At 72.4% G+C, this 16506-nt stretch carries 16 protein-coding genes; 7 read left to right on the forward strand and 9 right to left on the reverse strand.

Translation table 11 applies throughout. The features are described 5' to 3' along the window. Positions 1-183: 183 nt before the first annotated feature. The gene (locus ACF08N_RS07670) at positions 184-1014 is read right to left on the reverse strand and encodes a purine-nucleoside phosphorylase (protein WP_392323661.1); all 831 of its coding nucleotides are present in this window, start codon (positions 1012-1014) and stop codon (positions 184-186) included. 133 nt (positions 1015-1147) lie between these two features. Continuing rightward, positions 1148-1585 carry a gamma-glutamylcyclotransferase gene (locus tag ACF08N_RS07675; protein WP_215183342.1) on the reverse strand — a complete coding sequence of 146 codons (438 nt, stop codon included), beginning with the start codon at positions 1583-1585 and terminating at the stop codon, positions 1148-1150. 239 nt (positions 1586-1824) lie between these two features. On the opposite strand from ACF08N_RS07675, the gene ACF08N_RS07680 reads away from it, so the two are divergent. Both ACF08N_RS07680 and ACF08N_RS07685 read left to right on the forward strand, forming a co-directional pair. Then, positions 1825-3264 (forward strand): NAD(P)H-quinone dehydrogenase, encoded by a 1440-nt coding sequence (locus tag ACF08N_RS07680; protein WP_392323662.1) that lies wholly within the window; start codon positions 1825-1827, stop codon positions 3262-3264. A gap of 204 nt (positions 3265-3468) precedes the next feature. After that, on the forward strand, positions 3469-4353 hold the full coding sequence (locus ACF08N_RS07685; protein ID WP_392323915.1) for a DeoR/GlpR family DNA-binding transcription regulator: 885 nt from the start codon (positions 3469-3471) through the stop codon (positions 4351-4353). A gap of 732 nt (positions 4354-5085) precedes the next feature. On the opposite strand, the gene ACF08N_RS07690 is transcribed toward ACF08N_RS07685, so the two are convergent. Next, on the reverse strand, positions 5086-5718 hold the full coding sequence (locus tag ACF08N_RS07690) for a TetR/AcrR family transcriptional regulator (RefSeq protein ID WP_392323663.1): 633 nt from the start codon (positions 5716-5718) through the stop codon (positions 5086-5088). 140 nt (positions 5719-5858) lie between these two features. Next, positions 5859-7610, reverse strand: coding sequence for an acetyl/propionyl/methylcrotonyl-CoA carboxylase subunit alpha (locus ACF08N_RS07695; RefSeq protein ID WP_392323664.1), 1752 nt, complete (start codon positions 7608-7610; stop codon positions 5859-5861). 379 nt (positions 7611-7989) lie between these two features. Here ACF08N_RS07695 and ACF08N_RS07700 point away from each other — a divergent pair, with 379 nt between their 5' ends. After that, positions 7990-8403 carry a hypothetical protein gene (locus ACF08N_RS07700; RefSeq protein ID WP_392323665.1) on the forward strand — a complete coding sequence of 138 codons (414 nt, stop codon included), beginning with the start codon at positions 7990-7992 and terminating at the stop codon, positions 8401-8403. A gap of 27 nt (positions 8404-8430) precedes the next feature. Here the strand turns inward: ACF08N_RS07700 and ACF08N_RS07705 are convergent, their stop codons facing one another. From ACF08N_RS07705 to ACF08N_RS07715, 3 genes are all read right to left on the reverse strand, one after another. Next, complete coding sequence (locus ACF08N_RS07705) at positions 8431-9039, reverse strand: Maf family protein (protein WP_392323666.1); 609 nt, start codon at positions 9037-9039, stop codon at positions 8431-8433. A gap of 138 nt (positions 9040-9177) precedes the next feature. Beyond that, complete coding sequence (gene mmpB / locus ACF08N_RS07710; protein ID WP_392323667.1) at positions 9178-9306, reverse strand: morphogenic membrane protein MmpB; 129 nt, start codon at positions 9304-9306, stop codon at positions 9178-9180. A gap of 48 nt (positions 9307-9354) precedes the next feature. Beyond that, positions 9355-9975, reverse strand: coding sequence for a TetR/AcrR family transcriptional regulator (locus ACF08N_RS07715; RefSeq protein ID WP_392323668.1), 621 nt, complete (start codon positions 9973-9975; stop codon positions 9355-9357). 70 nt (positions 9976-10045) lie between these two features. Here ACF08N_RS07715 and ACF08N_RS07720 point away from each other — a divergent pair, with 70 nt between their 5' ends. Then, positions 10046-11182, forward strand: a complete 1137-nt coding sequence (locus ACF08N_RS07720; protein ID WP_392323669.1) for an SGNH/GDSL hydrolase family protein — start codon at positions 10046-10048, stop codon at positions 11180-11182. Between the two features lie 60 nt (positions 11183-11242). On the opposite strand, the gene ACF08N_RS07725 is transcribed toward ACF08N_RS07720, so the two are convergent. Both ACF08N_RS07725 and ACF08N_RS07730 read right to left on the reverse strand, forming a co-directional pair. After that, entirely contained in the window at positions 11243-11452 is a 210-nt protein-coding gene (locus ACF08N_RS07725; protein ID WP_392323670.1) for an acyl-CoA carboxylase epsilon subunit, read from the reverse strand. 17 nt (positions 11453-11469) lie between these two features. Then, positions 11470-13080, reverse strand: coding sequence for an acyl-CoA carboxylase subunit beta (locus ACF08N_RS07730; RefSeq protein WP_392323671.1), 1611 nt, complete (start codon positions 13078-13080; stop codon positions 11470-11472). 135 nt (positions 13081-13215) lie between these two features. Here ACF08N_RS07730 and ACF08N_RS07735 point away from each other — a divergent pair, with 135 nt between their 5' ends. The 3 genes from ACF08N_RS07735 to ACF08N_RS07745 all read left to right on the forward strand — a co-directional run bounded on the left by ACF08N_RS07735 (position 13216) and on the right by ACF08N_RS07745 (position 16464). Further along, positions 13216-14088 carry a biotin--[acetyl-CoA-carboxylase] ligase gene (locus tag ACF08N_RS07735; RefSeq protein ID WP_392323672.1) on the forward strand — a complete coding sequence of 291 codons (873 nt, stop codon included), beginning with the start codon at positions 13216-13218 and terminating at the stop codon, positions 14086-14088. A 203-nt stretch (positions 14089-14291) separates the two neighbouring features. Beyond that, complete coding sequence (locus ACF08N_RS07740; RefSeq protein WP_392323673.1) at positions 14292-15452, forward strand: adenylate/guanylate cyclase domain-containing protein; 1161 nt, start codon at positions 14292-14294, stop codon at positions 15450-15452. A gap of 211 nt (positions 15453-15663) precedes the next feature. Beyond that, complete coding sequence (locus ACF08N_RS07745; protein WP_392323674.1) at positions 15664-16464, forward strand: enoyl-CoA hydratase/isomerase family protein; 801 nt, start codon at positions 15664-15666, stop codon at positions 16462-16464. Positions 16465-16506 lie beyond the last annotated feature (42 nt).

Genomic DNA, 16506 nt, shown 5'->3' on the forward strand with positions numbered 1-16506 from the left:
CCGAAGCCTCGGCCGGGTCGCCGGGGCGCTGTCCCCGACCCCGCGCCGGACCCCGCGCTTCAAACTCCCCCTACGGCCTGGCGGCCGTGGGTGGGAGTACCTCCCACGCCGCCAGGCGCAGGGGGAGTGCCCCCAGCGGGGCTGAAATGCACGCCCCGCGGCGCGCCACCCCACCGCGTCGGATCAGATGCGTGCCAGGACCCGCGTCAGCAGCTCGCCCATGCGGGCCGCCGAGTCGCGGCCCGCCTGGAGGACCTCCTCGTGGTTCAGCGGCTCCCCCGTCAGGCCCGCCGCCAGGTTCGTCACCAGCGAGATGCCGAGTACCTCCGCGCCCGCCTCGCGAGCCGCGATCGCCTCCAGGACCGTGGACATGCCGACCAGGTCGCCGCCCATCACGCGGACCATGTTGATCTCGGCCGGGGTCTCGTAGTGCGGGCCGGGGAACTGGACGTACACGCCCTCCTCCAGCGACTCGTCCACCTCCTTGCACAGCGCCCGCAGCCGCGGCGAGTACAGGTCGGTCAGGTCCACGAAGTTCGCGCCGATGATCGGCGACGTGGCCGTCAGGTTGATGTGGTCGCTGATCAGCACCGGCTGCCCCGGGCGCATGCCCTCGCGAAGACCGCCGCAGCCGTTGGTCAGGACGACGGTCTTGCAGCCGGCGGCGACGGCGGTGCGCACGCCGTGCGAGACGGCGGCGACGCCGCGGCCCTCGTAGAAGTGCGTACGGCCCAGGAAGACCAGAGCGCGCTTGTCGCCGATGCGGTACGAGCGGATCTTGCCGCCGTGGCCCTCGACCGCCGGCGGCGGGAAGCCGGGCAGCTCGGTGACGGGGAACTCGGCCTCGGGCGTGCCGAGCGCGTCGACGGCGGGGGCCCAGCCGGAGCCCATCACGAGAGCGACGTCATGGGTCTCGGTGCCGGTCAGCTCGCGCAGCCGCGCGGCGGCGGCGTCGGCCGCGGCGTGGGGGTCGGCGAGAGCGCCGACGAGGTCCGGATTCACAGATGCGTTCACGCCGATGAGGGTAACCCGACAATCCCTACGCGCGTAGATGACGCAGCGCACGGTCTTCGGATCGTTGCCTTGTCGTTTCCGACGAAAATGCGCGCCGTCACCGTACGGACACGGAGATGTGTCGGGCCCGCGCTCAGCAAGGGCGCTTGCGCAGCTCCATCACGTAGTCGTGGGGGGCGCCCGCCGACTCCGCGGCGTCCGCGATCTCGCCGAGGTAGCGGGCGGACGGCAGGCCGCCCTCGTACGCGTTCAGCACGTACACCCAGGCCGCCTCCTCGCCGTCCAGCGTGTGCACCCGCACCCGCATGCGCCGGTATATGTCGAGGCCGACACCCTCCCAGCGGTCCATCGAGTCCTCGTCCATCGGCGCGATGTCGTACAGCGCGACGAAGACCTGGGAGCGCGGGGCCTCCACGATCGTGGCCAGCGCTCCCTCCCAGCCCATCTGCTCGCCGCCGAAGGTCAGCCGCCAGCCGTTGAGCCAGCCGGTGCCGCGCAGCGGCGAGTGCGGTGCGCGGCGGGTCATCAGCCGCGCGTCGAGGTTGCCGGCGTACGCGGCGTAGAGCGACATGGGGTCGAGGGTACGGGAGCGCGGCGAGAGACGGCCGACACGTCCGGGTGACCGGGACGGCCGCGGGACCCCGCCGGGAGCGCAAGTGCCGTGGTCGCGGCCGTATGCCGCCCCCGGAGCGAGAACCGGGACGCGGTGCGGGACAATGAAGTACGTACTGCATTCCCCCGGGGGCACCCCCGGACCCCCGGCAGAGCGGGCAGGCGGGCCGGGATCGACAATGCGAGGCGGACTTTTTCGTGACCCGGATCGTGATCATCGGTGGCGGACCCGGCGGCTATGAGGCGGCGCTCGTGGCCGCCCAGCTCGGGGCGGAGGTGACCGTCGTCGACTGCGACGGTCTGGGCGGGGCGTCGGTGCTGACCGACTGCGTGCCCTCGAAGACCCTGATCGCCACGGCCGAGGTCATGACGACCTTCGACTCCTCCTACGAGGAGCTCGGCATCATCGTGGCCGACGACACCCCGCACATCGAGCAGGCCGCCCGCGTCGTCGGCGTCGACCTCGGCAAGGTCAACCGGCGTGTCAAGCGTCTCGCCCTGGCCCAGTCGCACGACATCACCGCCTCCGTCACCCGCGCCGGCGCCCGGGTCATGCGCGGCCGCGGCCGCCTCGACGGGCAGCAGGCGATGGACGGCTCCCGCAAGGTGATCGTGCGCGCCGCCGACGGCAGCGAGGAGACGCTCACCGCGGACGCCGTTCTGATCGCGACGGGCGGTCACCCCCGCGAGATCCCCGACGCCCTGCCCGACGGCGAACGCATCCTGAACTGGACACAGGTCTACGACCTGAACGAGCTCCCCGAGGAGCTCATCGTGGTCGGTTCCGGCGTCACCGGCGCCGAGTTCGCCGGCGCCTACCAGGCGCTCGGCTCCCGCGTCACCCTCGTCTCCTCCCGCGACCGCGTACTGCCGGGCGAGGACCCGGACGCCGCCGCGGTCCTGGAGGACGTCTTCCGCCGCCGGGGCATGAACGTCATGGCCCGCTCCCGTGCCGAGTCCGCCAAGCGGGTCGGCGACCGGGTCGAGGTCACGCTCTCCGACGGCCGGGTCATCTCCGGCACGCACTGCCTGATGGCGGTCGGCGCAATCCCGAACACGGCGGGCATGGGCCTGGAGGAGGCCGGGGTCCGGCTCAAGGAGTCGGGCCACATCTGGACCGACAAGGTCTCGCGCACCTCCGCCCCCGGTGTCTACGCGGCCGGTGACGTCACCGGCATCTTCGCGCTGGCCTCGGTCGCCGCGATGCAGGGCCGGATCGCGATGTACCACTTCCTGGGCGACGCGGTGGCCCCGCTGAACCTGAAGACCGTCTCCTCCAACGTCTTCACCGACCCCGAGATCGCCACCGTCGGCTACACCCAGGCCGACATCGACGCCGGCAAGATCGACGCCCGGGTCGTCAAACTGCCCCTGCTGCGCAACCCCCGCGCCAAGATGCAGGGCATCCGGGACGGCTTCGTCAAGATCTTCTGCCGTCCCGGCACCGGCATCGTGGTCGGCGGCGTCGTCGTCTCACCCCGCGCCTCGGAACTGATCCACCCCATCTCGATCGCCGTCGACAACAACCTGACGGTGGAACAGATCGCGAACGCCTTCACTGTGTACCCGTCTCTGTCGGGCTCGATCGCCGAGGTGGCACGCCAGTTGCACACGCGCAAGGCCACCGCCGAGAGCTGACGGCGCGCCCGGCGAGGGGACGAAACCCGGCGAACCCCGGGCACTCCGCGCAGCGAGCGGTCAACTGAGAGGCCGCCTATACCACTTGGCGGCCTCTCAAATGCGCAATTTCCGCTATCCGGCGCATAGAGCTGAAAACTGACGGGCGGTGGGGTTACTGTCAGTTTCGTGTTCGCTGCAGAACGTCGTCAGTTGATCCTCGAAATGGTGCGCGCCAACGGAGCCGTGTCGCTCCGGGAGCTCGCCCGCGTCGTCCAGACCTCCGAAGTGACCGTACGGCGGGACGTGCGGGCACTGGAGGCAGAAGGACTCCTCGACCGCCGGCACGGCGGTGCGGTACTGCCGGGCGGCTTCACCCGTGAGTCCGGCTTCCCGCAGAAATCCCTGTCCGCGACGGCCGAGAAGACGGCCATCGCCGACCTCGCCGCCGGACTCGTCGAAGAGGGCGAGGCCATCGTGGTCGGCGCCGGGACGACGACGCAGGAGCTGGCCCGCCGGCTCGCCCGCGTTCCCGGGCTGACCGTGGTCACCAACTCCCTGCTGGTGGCGCAGGCGCTGGCCCACGCCAACCGGGTCGAGGTCGTCATGACCGGCGGCACGCTGCGCGGCTCCAACTACGCCCTCGTGGGCAGCGGGGCCGAGCAGTCCCTCCAGGGACTGCGGGTCTCGCGGGCCTTCCTGTCCGGAAGCGGCCTCACGGCCGAGCGGGGGCTGTCCACGTCCAACATGCTCTCGGCGAGCGTCGACCGGGCGCTGGTGCAGGCCGCGGCGGAGGTCGTCGTGCTGGCGGACCACACCAAGCTCGGCACCGACACGATGTTCCAGACCGTGCCGACGGACGTGATCACCCGCCTCGTGACGGACGAGCCCCCGCCGCACGACGACCGGGCCGCGACGGAGCTCCAGGCGCTGGCGGACCAGGGCGTGCAGATCGCCGTCGCGGGCGCGACGCCGGCGGGCCCCGCCCGCCACGACGTCCCCCTCCCCGGCCAGCGCCGCACCCGGGCCCAACTGCGCAGCGCAAACGGGTCGTTGACGCCGGAGCTCCAGGACCGGGCGCCGCGGGTCGCGGACCTCCGCCGCCGCTGAGGCCGCTTGCGCGGCCGACGCATCGATACGTGCGCGTCCTGACCACGCGCCAGCTGCCTCTGGCGCCAGGGCCCTTCGGTTCAGGGCCGCCGGTTCAGGGCGAGGGCACGGGTTACGTGCCCGATCACGGCCCACGAGACGGCCACGGCCCACGAGACGGCCCACGACGCCGGGCCGTCGGTCATGATGCCTGGTCACATTGGCAAGGGGGCCGGGCCCGCAGCCCACGAGGCCGGGCCGCAGCCCACGGAGCACGGTCGCAGCCACGATGCCGGGCCATCGGTCACGATGCCGGGCCGCAGCCCACGAGGCCTCTGCCCTCGCGCACTGGACCGGCCGTCGGCCACGAGGCCCCTGCCCTCCGCGCACTGGACCGGCCACAACCCACGAGGCCCCTGCTCTCGCACACGAGGCCCCGGCCGTCGCCACGAGGCGCGGCCATCGTCCAGACGCCGGGGGTTCGGCACCGGTCGCACAACTGTGGCGTTCGTTTCCTGTCCGGACCGCCTCCGGCGTCGTCGTGATCGCGGCCGCGCCGGCAGCAGCGCTGCGGACGGGCCCTGGCGTGTCGCCCGCCCGAAAAGTCGCCGGGTCCGGTCCCGGCCGGGTCCGCCTCAGGCCCGAAGCCCGCGCAATGGGCACCCGTTCGTTCGCGAGCTGGAGGCGAGTCGTAGGGGCCCCTCAGGCCCCGGCAGCCCCCGCCGGACGGGCCCTGGCGTGTCGCCCGTCAGTTCACGCGCTCGGGACAGCCGTCGGGTCCGTCTTCAGGCCCCGGAGCGTCAGCGTCAGCAGGCGGTCCGCCAACTGCCCGTCCTCCGGGCTCTCCTCGGCCGCCAGCGCGATCGCGTTCGTCAACTGCATCAGGTCGCCGATCGAGACATCGGTCCGCACCGCGCCGCTCTCCTGCGCCCGCGCCAGCAGCCGTTCGCCGGCCGCGCGCAGCGGGACGCTGCACGCCGCCAGCGCCGAGCCCTTCTCGGCGGACGCCGACATCAGCGCGCGGGCCAGCCCCCGGTACTCACCCGCATGAGCGATGAGGGCGCGCAGCCACTCCACGAGCGCCCCGCAGGGCTGCTCCGCGCCGGCCAGCGCGCGGGAGCGCTCCAGCAGGTCCGCCAGCGCCTCCTGGAAGACCGCGCTCATCATCGCGTGGCGGTTGGGGAAGTGCCGGTACAGGGTGCCGATGCCCACGCCCGAGCGGCGGGCGATCTCCTCCAGCGACGCGTCGGTGCCGTGCTCGGCGAAGACGGCTCTCGCCTCGGTGAGCAGCCGTTCGTAGTTGCGGCGGGCGTCGGCCCGCATGGGCCGCGGCGCGGACGTGCCCGCTGCCGTACCCGCCGCCGTGCCGGCCGTACTCGTTGCCATCGCCTCGTCCTTCCGGAGTCCGCCCCCGGTTCCAGGATGCCATTGACCGATCGGCCGTCCCGCCGTGACGTGGACACACGAGTGGGGCCTGCCCGGTCCGCGGCGGCGGACGGGCAGGCCCCACATGCTGACGTGCTGCGTCAGTCCTTGATCTCGCAGATCGTCGCGCCCGAGGTCAGCGAGGCGCCGACCTCCGCCGCGAGACCCTTGACGGTGCCGGAGCGGTGCGCGTTCAGCGGCTGCTCCATCTTCATCGCCTCGAGGACGACGATCAGGTCGCCCTCCGTGACCTCCTGGCCCTCCTCGACGGCGACCTTGACGATCGTGCCCTGCATGGGCGACGTGAGCGTGTCGCCCGAGGCCGCCGACGCGGACTTCTTCGCCGCCCGACGCTTGGGCTTCGCGCCCGCGGCCAGACCCGTGCGCGCCAGCGTCATGCCCAGCGAGGACGGAAGCGAGACCTCCAGGCGCTTGCCGCCGACCTCGACCACGATCGTCTCGCGGCCGGTCTCGTCCTCCTCGGCCTCCGCGGGGACGGCGAACGGCTTGATCTCGTTGACGAACTCGGTCTCGATCCAGCGGGTGTGGATCCGGAACGGGTCCGCGGTGAACGCCGGGTCGGCCACGACCGCGCGGTGGAACGGAATGGCGGTCGCCATGCCCTCGACCTCGAACTCCGCGAGCGCACGCGCCGCGCGCTGCAGGGCCTGCTCACGGGTGGCGCCGGTGACGATCAGCTTGGCGAGCAGGGAGTCCCACGCCGGGCCGATGACCGAGCCGGACTCGACACCCGCGTCCAGCCGGACACCCGGACCGGTCGGCGGGGCGAACTTCGTCACCGTGCCGGGGGCCGGGAGGAAGTTGCGGCCCGGGTCCTCGCCGTTGATGCGGAACTCGAAGGAGTGGCCGCGCACGGCCGGGTCGTCGTACCCCAGCTCCTCGCCGTCGGCGATGCGGAACATCTCGCGCACCAGGTCGATGCCGGTGACCTCTTCGGTGACCGGGTGCTCGACCTGGAGACGGGTGTTGACCTCCAGGAAGGAGATCGTGCCGTCGAGGCCGACCAGGAACTCGACCGTGCCGGCGCCGACGTAGCCGGCCTCCTTGAGGATGGCCTTCGAGGCGCGGTACAGCTCGGCGTTCTGCGCGTCCGTCAGGAACGGGGCCGGGGCCTCCTCCACCAGCTTCTGGTGGCGGCGCTGGAGCGAGCAGTCACGGGTGGAGACGACCACGACGTTGCCGTGCTGGTCGGCCAGGCACTGGGTCTCGACGTGACGCGGCTTGTCCAGGTAGCGCTCGACGAAGCACTCGCCGCGGCCGAAGGCCGCGACGGCCTCGCGGACGGCGGAGTCGTAGAGCTCCGGGACCTCTTCCAGCGTGCGGGCGACCTTCAGGCCGCGGCCGCCGCCGCCGAAGGCGGCCTTGATCGCGATCGGCAGCCCGTGCTCCTGCGCGAACGCGACGACCTCGTCCGCCCCGGAGACCGGGTCGGGCGTGCCCGCGACCAGCGGGGCACCGGCGCGCTGGGCGATGTGACGGGCGGCGACCTTGTCACCGAGGTCGCGGATCGCCTGCGGCGGCGGACCGATCCAGGTCAGGCCCGCGTCGATGACGGCCTGCGCGAACTCCGCGTTCTCGGACAGGAAGCCGTAGCCGGGGTGGACGGCGTCCGCTCCCGAATCGGCTGCGGCCTGAAGCACCTTGGCCATGTCCAGATAGCTGGCGGCCGGGGTGTCACCGCCCAGGGCGAACGCTTCGTCGGCTGCGCGGACATGCAGAGCGTCCCGGTCCGGATCGGCGTAGACGGCTACGCTCGCGATCCCGGCGTCCCGGCAGGCACGGGCAACGCGGACAGCGATTTCGCCACGGTTGGCGATGAGCACCTTGCGCACGATGGCTCCCTCCTTGAAACAAGCTGAGTTTAGGGACTGCCGACACGGCCTTTCGACCCGTCCCCAATGGTGAGCTTGCCCACACGGAGCGTGATTCGAGGCTCGCTGACCCGCGAAATCCCTTGTCGCACCACGGTACGACGGGTTCCTCCCTCGCACAGTAGCCCTCTGGTGTGGCCAAGGTCTCTGTTCAGGGACCCAGCGGCCGAATGGGTTTCTTTGTGGAGTCCCTACGAATGGCCCAACGATTCTTTGCCGTGTGACGGAGCGTGTCACACCTCTTGTCCCTGCGTTTACCGGTCAGTAGCGTTCGCGCTGTCGTACGTACGTCCGGTAACGAGGGGTGGGGGGCGCCGTGGTGCGCAGACCGGTGGCCGTCGTGGCTGCGATCGTCCTACTGGTGGAGGCCGTCGGCATCGTCGTGCTCAACGGCATCATGGCCCGGTTCGTCGACGCGCAGAGCATGTCGCTGGACGGCCTTGACCCGGACGCGATGGTGGCCGGCACGTGGGGGATGGGGATCGGCTCGGGCCTGTTCCTCGCGCTGTGCGGCGTCCTGTTGCTGGTGGCGGGCATACGCGACCGGGCGCCGGGCCGCCTCGCCCGCATCGTGCTGATCACCTGCGCGGTCGTGCACGGGGTGCTGGGCGCCCTGACGGTGGGTCTGGTCGGGTGGCCGGCGTTCGCGTACATGATGGTCGTGCTCGGCCTGCTGGTGCTGGCCCTGATCTCCTATGGCAAGGAGGACGGGCCCGAACCCGAGGCGGCCCCGTCCGAGGTCGCGCCCGCGTGACGGCCCGTGCGGCCGCCCGCGTGACGGTCAGACCCAGAGGTCGGTGATCGAGAAGCCCAGCTCGGCGAGGAGCTTGCGCAGCAGCGGCAGGGAGAGGCCGATGACGTTGCCGGGGTCGCCCTCGATGGACTCGACGAAGGGGGCGGAGAGCCCGTCGAGCGTGAACGCGCCCGCGACGTGCAGCGGTTCGCCGCTGGCGACGTATGCGGCGATCTCGTCGTCGGTGGGGTCACCGAAGCGGACCAGCGTGGAGGCGGTCGCGGAGGCGTACCGCTTGGCGGCCGTGTCGTACACACAATGGCCCGTCTGGAGGGTGCCGACCCGGCCGCGCATCGCCTTCCAGCGGGCGGTGGCCTCCTCGGCGTCGGCGGGCTTGCCGAGCGCCTGCTTGTCGAGATCCAGGACGGAATCGCAGCCGATCACAAGGGCACCGAACACCTCGGGGCGGGCTGCGACGTGGGCGGCCTTCGCCTCGGCGAGCGCGAGAGCGAGCTCGGCGGGCGTCGGCGCGCTGACGGCGTCCTCGTCGACGCCGCTGACGATCACTTCGGGCGCGAGCCCGGCCTGCTTGAGCAGATTGAGGCGCGCGGGGGAGGCGGACGCGAGCACGAGACGCGGGCGGTCGGCGGAGGTCATGCGCCCATGGTAGGCGCCGCGCCGCGCCTCCCTGGGGGTGCGCCCGCTTTCACGGTGGCGGCGCCGGGGCGTGCTTGCGGGGCTCTGACCCTGACCCCGCGCCTCGATCGCCGGCGGGGCCGGGTCCGGTTCTGGGGCTCACCTGACGCCCGCCACGATCATCGCCACCACCATCGCCAGCGCCAGCAGGACCCCCGCTCGGCGGAGCATCGCCTGCATGTCGCGCAGTTCCTTCGGGGGCTCGTTCTTCGGGTCGGACCAGAGCATGCCGTCGATCCTGCGCGCGCGAGCCGCCTCGCGCCTGAGTACGCGTACTCAACCCACGAAGATCCCCGCCCGTGCGCACTCCAGCGCCGCCCGCGCCGCGCGGTCCGCGTCCGGGGCGGACAGCGGCTCGCGGCTCACCGCGAAGCGGTAGTACAGCGGGGCCGAGACCGCCCGCAGCACCTCCAGCGGATCCGTGTCCGCTGGGATCTCCCCGCGTGCGGCGGCCCGTTCGACCACCGCCGCCCAGGTCCGCAGCCTCGTCGCGTAGAAGCCGTGCAGGGCCTGTGCGCACTCCTCGTCGCACGCCGCCGCGGCGATCACGGCGGCGAAGACCGGGCCCATGCGGGCATCGCGGAGGGTGTCGAGGACGAGGTGCGCGTTGGCCCGCAGGTCGCCCTCGAGCGAGCCGGTGTCGGCGGCGGGGAGCGACTGCTCGGCCATGTCGCGGAGCAGGTCGGCGACGAGCCCGACCGAGGAGCCCCAGCGCCGGTAGACCGTGGTCTTGCCGACGCCGGCGGCCGCGGCGATCCGGTCGAGGTTCAGCGCGTGGAAGCCGTCGTCGACGAGGGCGTCGCGGGTGGCCTCCAGGACGGCCGCGCGGACCTTCGCGGTGCGTCCGCCGGGGCGGACCGTGCCAGGCGTGGCGTTCAAACGGGGCTCCAGTTCCATTAGGGCGTTCGACGGTGCTACGGTTCGTGGCGTCAGTCTAATGGAACTCGACGCCCATTAAGGGGTCTCCATGTCCACATGGACCGCGGCCTGGACCGCCTCGCCGCAGACGCCCAGCACCGGCTTCACCCCCAACTGGTCCCAGCAGGGCTTCTCCGGCCAGACCGTCCGCCAGGTCGTCCGCCCCACCGCGGCCGGCGAACGTCTCCGGATCCGTCTCTCGAACGCCTACGGCACCTCGCCGCTGCGTCTCACGGGCGCCACCGTCGCCCGCACCACCCGCGGCGCGGCCGTCGACGAGGCGTCGATCCGGCACGTCACCTTCGACGGGCGGCCGGACGCCACCGTCCCCGCGCGGGCCGAGCTCCGCAGCGACCCGGTCGGCCTCGCCACCGACGCCCTGGCGCCGCTGACCGTCACGCTCCACTTCGCCGGCACGACCGGCCCCGCGACCTTCCACGCGCAGGCGTGGACCGACAGCCACCTCGCGGACGGGGACCACCTGGCCGACGGGCCGGGGGACGCCTTCACCGAGGTCACCCAGTCCTGGTACTACCTGACCGGCGTCGAGGTCACGGCCTCCCGCGACGACGGCATCGTCCTGTTCGGCGACTCCGTCACCGACGGTTTCGGCTCCACCCCCGGCGCCGACCGCCGCTGGTCCGACGCGCTCACCGAACTCACCGGGCGGCCCGTCCTCAACGCGGGCATCGGCGGCAACCTCGTCCTCAACGACTCGCACTGGTACGGCGAACGGGCCACCGCCCGCTTCGGCCGCGACGCCCTCGACCAGCCCGGCGTCTCCACCGTCGTCGTCCTCCACGGCCTCAACGACATCGGCTTCAGCGAGGCCCCGCACGAGCCCACCTACAAGCCGTCCCCGCTCGTCACCACGGCCGAACTCACCGCCGGGTACGAGACGTTGATCCGCGCAGCGCACGAGCGCGGGCTGCGGGTCGTCGGCGCCACCCTGCTCCCGCTCGGCGGCTCCGACCACTGGGGACCGCACGCGGCCCGCGTCAGCGACGAGGTCAACGACTGGATCCGCTCCTCCGGCGCGTTCGACGCCGTCGTCGACCTCGACCGGGCGCTCGCCGACCCCGCCGACCCCGACCGGCTGCACCCCGCCTACGACCACGGCGACCGTCTGCACCCCAATGACAAGGGCTACGAGGTCATGGCCGCGGCGCTGGCCGACGTGCTGTGAGCGGCCACGGGAAAGGGCCGGCCCCGCGTCGCGGGGCCGGCCCTTTCCCGTACGGCGGCCTCAGACAGGCCAGTAGCTGCGTGCCCACGCCCGCGGGCCCGGCTGCGGCCTGTTGGCGCGCGCGATGCGCGCCGGGTCCGACCAGCCCTCGGGCACCGGCACGGACGTCCCGGCCGCGGCCTGCGCAGTGGCCGCGGCCCGGGCCTGAACCACCGCCAGTGCGGCGGCCAGCTCCTCCGGGGTCGGGTTCCCGCGTACGACCTTGATCATGACGACTCCTGTCCGGCCTAGAGGGGGATGTTGCCGTGCTTCTTCGGCGGCAGGCTCTCCCGCTTGGTGCGCAGCTGACGCAGTCCCTTGACGATCTGTGCCCGCGTCTCGGACGGCATGATCACCGCGTCGACGTAGCCGCGTTCGGCCGCCGTGTACGGGTTGAGCAGGGTGTCCTCGTACTCCTGGATGAGCCGGGCCCGCTCCGCCTCCTGCTCCTCGGCGCCCTCGACGGCCGCGATGGTGCGCCGGTGCAGGATGTTCACCGCGCCCTGCGCGCCCATGACCGCGATCTGCGCGGTCGGCCAGGCCAGGTTCAGGTCGGCACCCAGGTGCTTGGAGCCCATGACGTCGTACGCGCCGCCGAACGCCTTGCGCGTGATGACCGTGATCAGCGGGACGGTCGCCTCGGCGTACGCGTAGATCAGCTTCGCGCCGCGCCGGATGATGCCGCCGTACTCCTGGTCCACGCCGGGCAGGAAGCCGGGCACGTCCACGAAGGTCAGCACCGGCACGTTGAACGCGTCGCAGGTGCGCACGAAACGGGCAGCCTTCTCCGAGGCGTTGATGTCCAGGCAGCCGGCGAACTGCATCGGCTGGTTGGCCACGATGCCGACCGGGAAGCCCTCCACGCGGCCGAAGCCGGTGACGATGTTCGGCGCGAACATCGACTGCGTCTCCAGGAACTCGCCCTCGTCCAGCACGTGCTCGATCACCGTGCGGATGTCGTACGGCTGGTTCGCCGAGTCCGGGATGAGCGTGTCCAGCTCCCGGTCCTCGTCCGTGACGGCCGTGTCGGCGGTCTCGGGGAAGGCGGGCGGCTCGGAGAGGTTGTTCGACGGCAGGTACGACAGCAGCTGCTTGACGTACTCGATCGCGTCCTTCTCGTCGCCCGACATGTGGTGCGCGACACCGGAGGTGGTGTTGTGGGTGCGCGCGCCGCCGAGCTCCTCGAAGCCGACGTCCTCGCCGGTGACCGTCTTGATGACGTCGGGGCCGGTGATGAACATGTGCGACGTCTGGTCCACCATCACCGTGAAGTCGGTGATCGCGGGGGAGTAGACGGCGCCGCCCGCGCAGGGGCCCACGACCAGCGAGATCTGCGGGATGACGCCCGACGCGTGCGTGTTGCGGCGGAAGATCTCGCCGTACATGCCGAGCGCGCTGACGCCCTCCTGGATGCGCGCGCCGCCCGAGTCGTTGATGCCGATGACCGGGCAGCCCGTCTTCAGCGCGAAGTCCATCACCTTGATGATCTTCTGTCCGAACACCTCGCCGAGGGCGCCGCCGAAGACGGTGAAGTCCTGCGAGAAGACCGCGACGGGCCGGCCGTCGACGGTGCCGTAACCCGTGACGACGCCGTCGCCGTAGGGGCGGGTCTTCTCCAGGCCGAAGTTGGTCGAACGGTGACGGGCGAACTCGTCCAGCTCCACGAACGAGTCCTCGTCCAGCAGCAGATCGATCCGCTCGCGGGCGGTCAACTTGCCCTTGGCATGCTGCTTTTCCACGGCACGAGCGGAGCCGGCGTGCGTCGCCTCGTCGATACGGCGCTGAAGATCCGCGATCTTTCCCGCGGTGGTGTGGCTGCTCGGACTGTGCGAGAGGGCGATCTGTTCCGGCTCGGACATCGGGATGCGGCTCCCTGGCTGATCACGGGGACGGTAACGGAAGTCGATGAGCGGGTTCCGTTGCTACTGACTCGTAGCGTATCGGCGCCGATACCGTTCGGCAGTGCGGCGTTTACCACACCTAACCTGGCTTGCATGACGCCAGACAATGCGCCTGACGGTGCGCCCGCAAGCCGCTGGTCCGACCTCGAACGACCCCCTCTGAACGTCCCCGCGCTGCGCCGCGGCCTGCTCGTCCCCGGCTCCCTGTGGACCTCCCTCGACGTGGTCGCCGCCACCGGCTCGACCAACTCCGACCTCGCGGCACGGGCCGCCTCCCTGCCGGAGGGGGCGGTGCTCGTCGCCGAGGAGCAGACGGCCGGCCGCGGCCGCCTGGACCGCACCTGGAGCGCTCCGGCGCGCTCCGGCCTGTTCTTCTCCGTACTGCTGCGGCCCGGCGAGGACGTGCCCGTCGAGCGCTGGGGATGGCTCCCGCTGCTCGCCGGTGTCGCCGCCGCGACCGGGCTCGCCCGGTCCGCGGGCACCGACATGTCCCTCAAGTGGCCCAACGACCTGCTGGTCACCGTCGACGGCGAGGAGCGCAAGGCCGGCGGCATCCTCGCCGAGCGTGCCGGGGACGACGCGGTCGTCCTCGGCATGGGCATCAACGTGACCCTGCACGCTGACGAACTGCCCGTCCCCACGGCCGGCTCCCTCGCGCTCGCGAACGCCGTGTCCACCGACCGTGACCCCCTGCTGCGGGCCGTGCTGCGCTCGCTTGAGCAGTGGTACGGCGACTGGCGCGCGGCGGGGGGCGACCCCGCCGCGTCCGGTGTCCAGGAGGCGTACGCGGCGGGCTGCGCGACCCTCGGGCGCACGGTGCGCGCCGACCTGCCCGGCGGGCGCTCCGTCACCGGGGAGGCCGTGGCCGTGGACGGTCAGGGACGGGTGGTGCTGGTGGCCGCCGGGGACGGCGAGCGCATCGCGGTGAGCGCGGGCGACATCGTGCATCTGCGGGCGGCGGACTGAGCGGGCCCGCCGCAACGGGGAAGGGTGCGGCGGCGGCCCGGCGGAGCCTCCCGGTCGGTGGACGCGGAGGCCCGGCGGAGCGTCCGCGTCCGCGAATCGGGTCCGTCGCCGGGACGTGAGCTGGGGCACACCTGCCGTATCGTTGAGGCGATCGAGCGACAGATCGGCAGGGCAGTGCGCAGGGAACGGGCAGGAGGCGGGTGGTGACCGTCGACGACACCACTTCCGGCGCGGGCGATCGGGGCACCGGCTCCGGTACGGGCTCCGGCTCGGGGTCGGTGTATCCGACACCGCACCACGAGGTCGACCACACGGCGGAGCCGACCCACGACCCGCTGGCCATCCGCCTGGAGCAGCTCATCCTCGGCGCGGAGCGGCGCTACACCGCCTTCCAGGCCGCCCGGACCGCGGGCGTCTCCATGGACCTGGCGTCCCGCTTCTGGCGGGCGATGGGCTTCGCCGACATCGGCCAGGCGAAGGCGCTCACCGAGGCCGACGTACTGGCCCTGCGGCGGCTCGCCGGTCTGGTCGAGGCGGGCCTGCTCAGCGAGCCGATGGCGGTCCAGGTGGCCCGGTCCACCGGGCAGACCACCGCCCGTCTGGCCGAATGGCAGATCGACTCCTTCCTGGAGGGCCTGACGGAGCCGCCCGAGCCCGGCATGACCCGCACCGAGGTCACCTATCCGCTCGTCGAACTGCTCCTTCCCGAGCTGGAGGAGTTCCTCGTCTACGTCTGGCGGCGCCAGCTCGCCGCGGCGACCGGCCGGGTCGTGCAGGCCGCCGACGACGAGGAGATGGTCGACCGCCGCCTCGCCGTCGGCTTCGCGGACCTCGTCGGCTTCACCCGGCTGACGCGCCGCCTGGAGGAGGAGGAGCTGGGCGAGCTCGTCGAGTCCTTCGAGACCACCTGCGCGGACCTGGTCGCGGCGCACGGCGGCCGGCTGATCAAGACCCTCGGCGACGAGGTCCTGTACGCGGCGGACGAGGCCCGCACGGCGGCGGAGATCGCCCTGCGGCTCATCGACGCGATGACCCAGGACGAGACGATGCCGGCGCTGCGCGTGGGCATCGCGTTCGGGACGGTCACGACGCGGATGGGCGACGTGTTCGGTACGACGGTGAACCTGGCGAGCCGGCTGACATCGATAGCACCCAAGGACGCGGTGCTGGTGGACGGCGCCTTCGCCGAGGAACTGATCAGGACGGGCGACGCGCCGCGGTCGGAGGCGGAGGCGGCCGCGGCGGAGAAGGAGAGCGACGAGCCGCTGCCGTACCGCTACGGCCTCCAGCCGATGTGGCAGCGCCCGGTCCGCGGTCTGGGCGTGGTCGAGCCCTGGCTGCTGTCGAGGCGCCCCACGCCCTGAGGACGCGCGGCGCCCGCCCGTGGCCCCGTGCCCTGACGCGCCTGCCGCCAGGCTCCTGGTCGCCCGAGCGCCCGTCCGGCTTCTTTGTGCGCCTTGTCGCCGCGAGGCTTCGTTGCCCCGGCCGCCCTGTCCGGGGCGGGGTGGGGGCTCCTCGCCGCGGGGCCGCTAGAGTGCGCGCAGTGAACCAGCGTTAACCGGGAGGGTGGCTGTCATGTCGGAGTCCGAGCAGCGCTTCGGGGAGTACGTCGTCGTCCGCAGGCACGAGCACGGGCACGTCGCCGAGCTCGTGCTCGACCGTCCCAAGGCCATGAACGCCGTGTCCACCGACATGGCCGTCTCCATCGGCGCCGCCTGCGCCGCGCTCGCCGCCGACCGGGACGTGCGCGTCACCGTGCTGACCTCCAGCAGCGACCGCGCCTTCTGCGTGGGCGCCGACCTCAAGGAGCGCAACTCCTTCTCCGACGCCGACCTCGTGCGCCAGCGCCCCACCGCCCGGGGTGCGTACACCGGTGTGCTGGAGCTGCCCATGCCCACCGTCGCCGCCGTGCACGGCTTCGCCCTCGGCGGCGGTTTCGAGCTCGCGCTCTCCTGTGACGTGATCGTCGCCGACGCCACCGCCGTGGTGGGCCTGCCCGAGGTCTCCGTCGGCGTCATTCCCGGCGGCGGTGGAACCCAGCTGCTGCCCCGCCGCGTCGGGGCCGCGCGGGCCGCCGAGCTGGTGTTCACCGCGCGGCGCGTGGAGGCCGCTGAGGCACGGGAGTTGGGGCTCGTCGACGTGCTCGCGGAGGACGCCCGCACCGAAGCCCTCGCCCTCGCCGCCCGGATCGCCGTCAACTCGCCGGTGGGCCTGCGCAACGCCAAGAAGGCGATGCGGCTCGGGCAGGGGCTCGACCTGCGCGCCGGTCTCGAGGTCGAGGACGCGGCCTGGCGGGCCACGGCCTTCTCCGGCGACCGCGCCGAGGGCGTCGCCGCGTTCAACGAGAAGCGGAAGCCCGCCTGGCCCGGAGAGTGACTCGCGTCAAGGGATCAAATCGGCCGAAACCTCCCTAAGCTG

The organism is Streptomyces sp. NPDC015127 (assembly GCF_043080095.1).
In the GTDB taxonomy this organism is placed as follows: domain Bacteria; phylum Actinomycetota; class Actinomycetes; order Streptomycetales; family Streptomycetaceae; genus Streptomyces.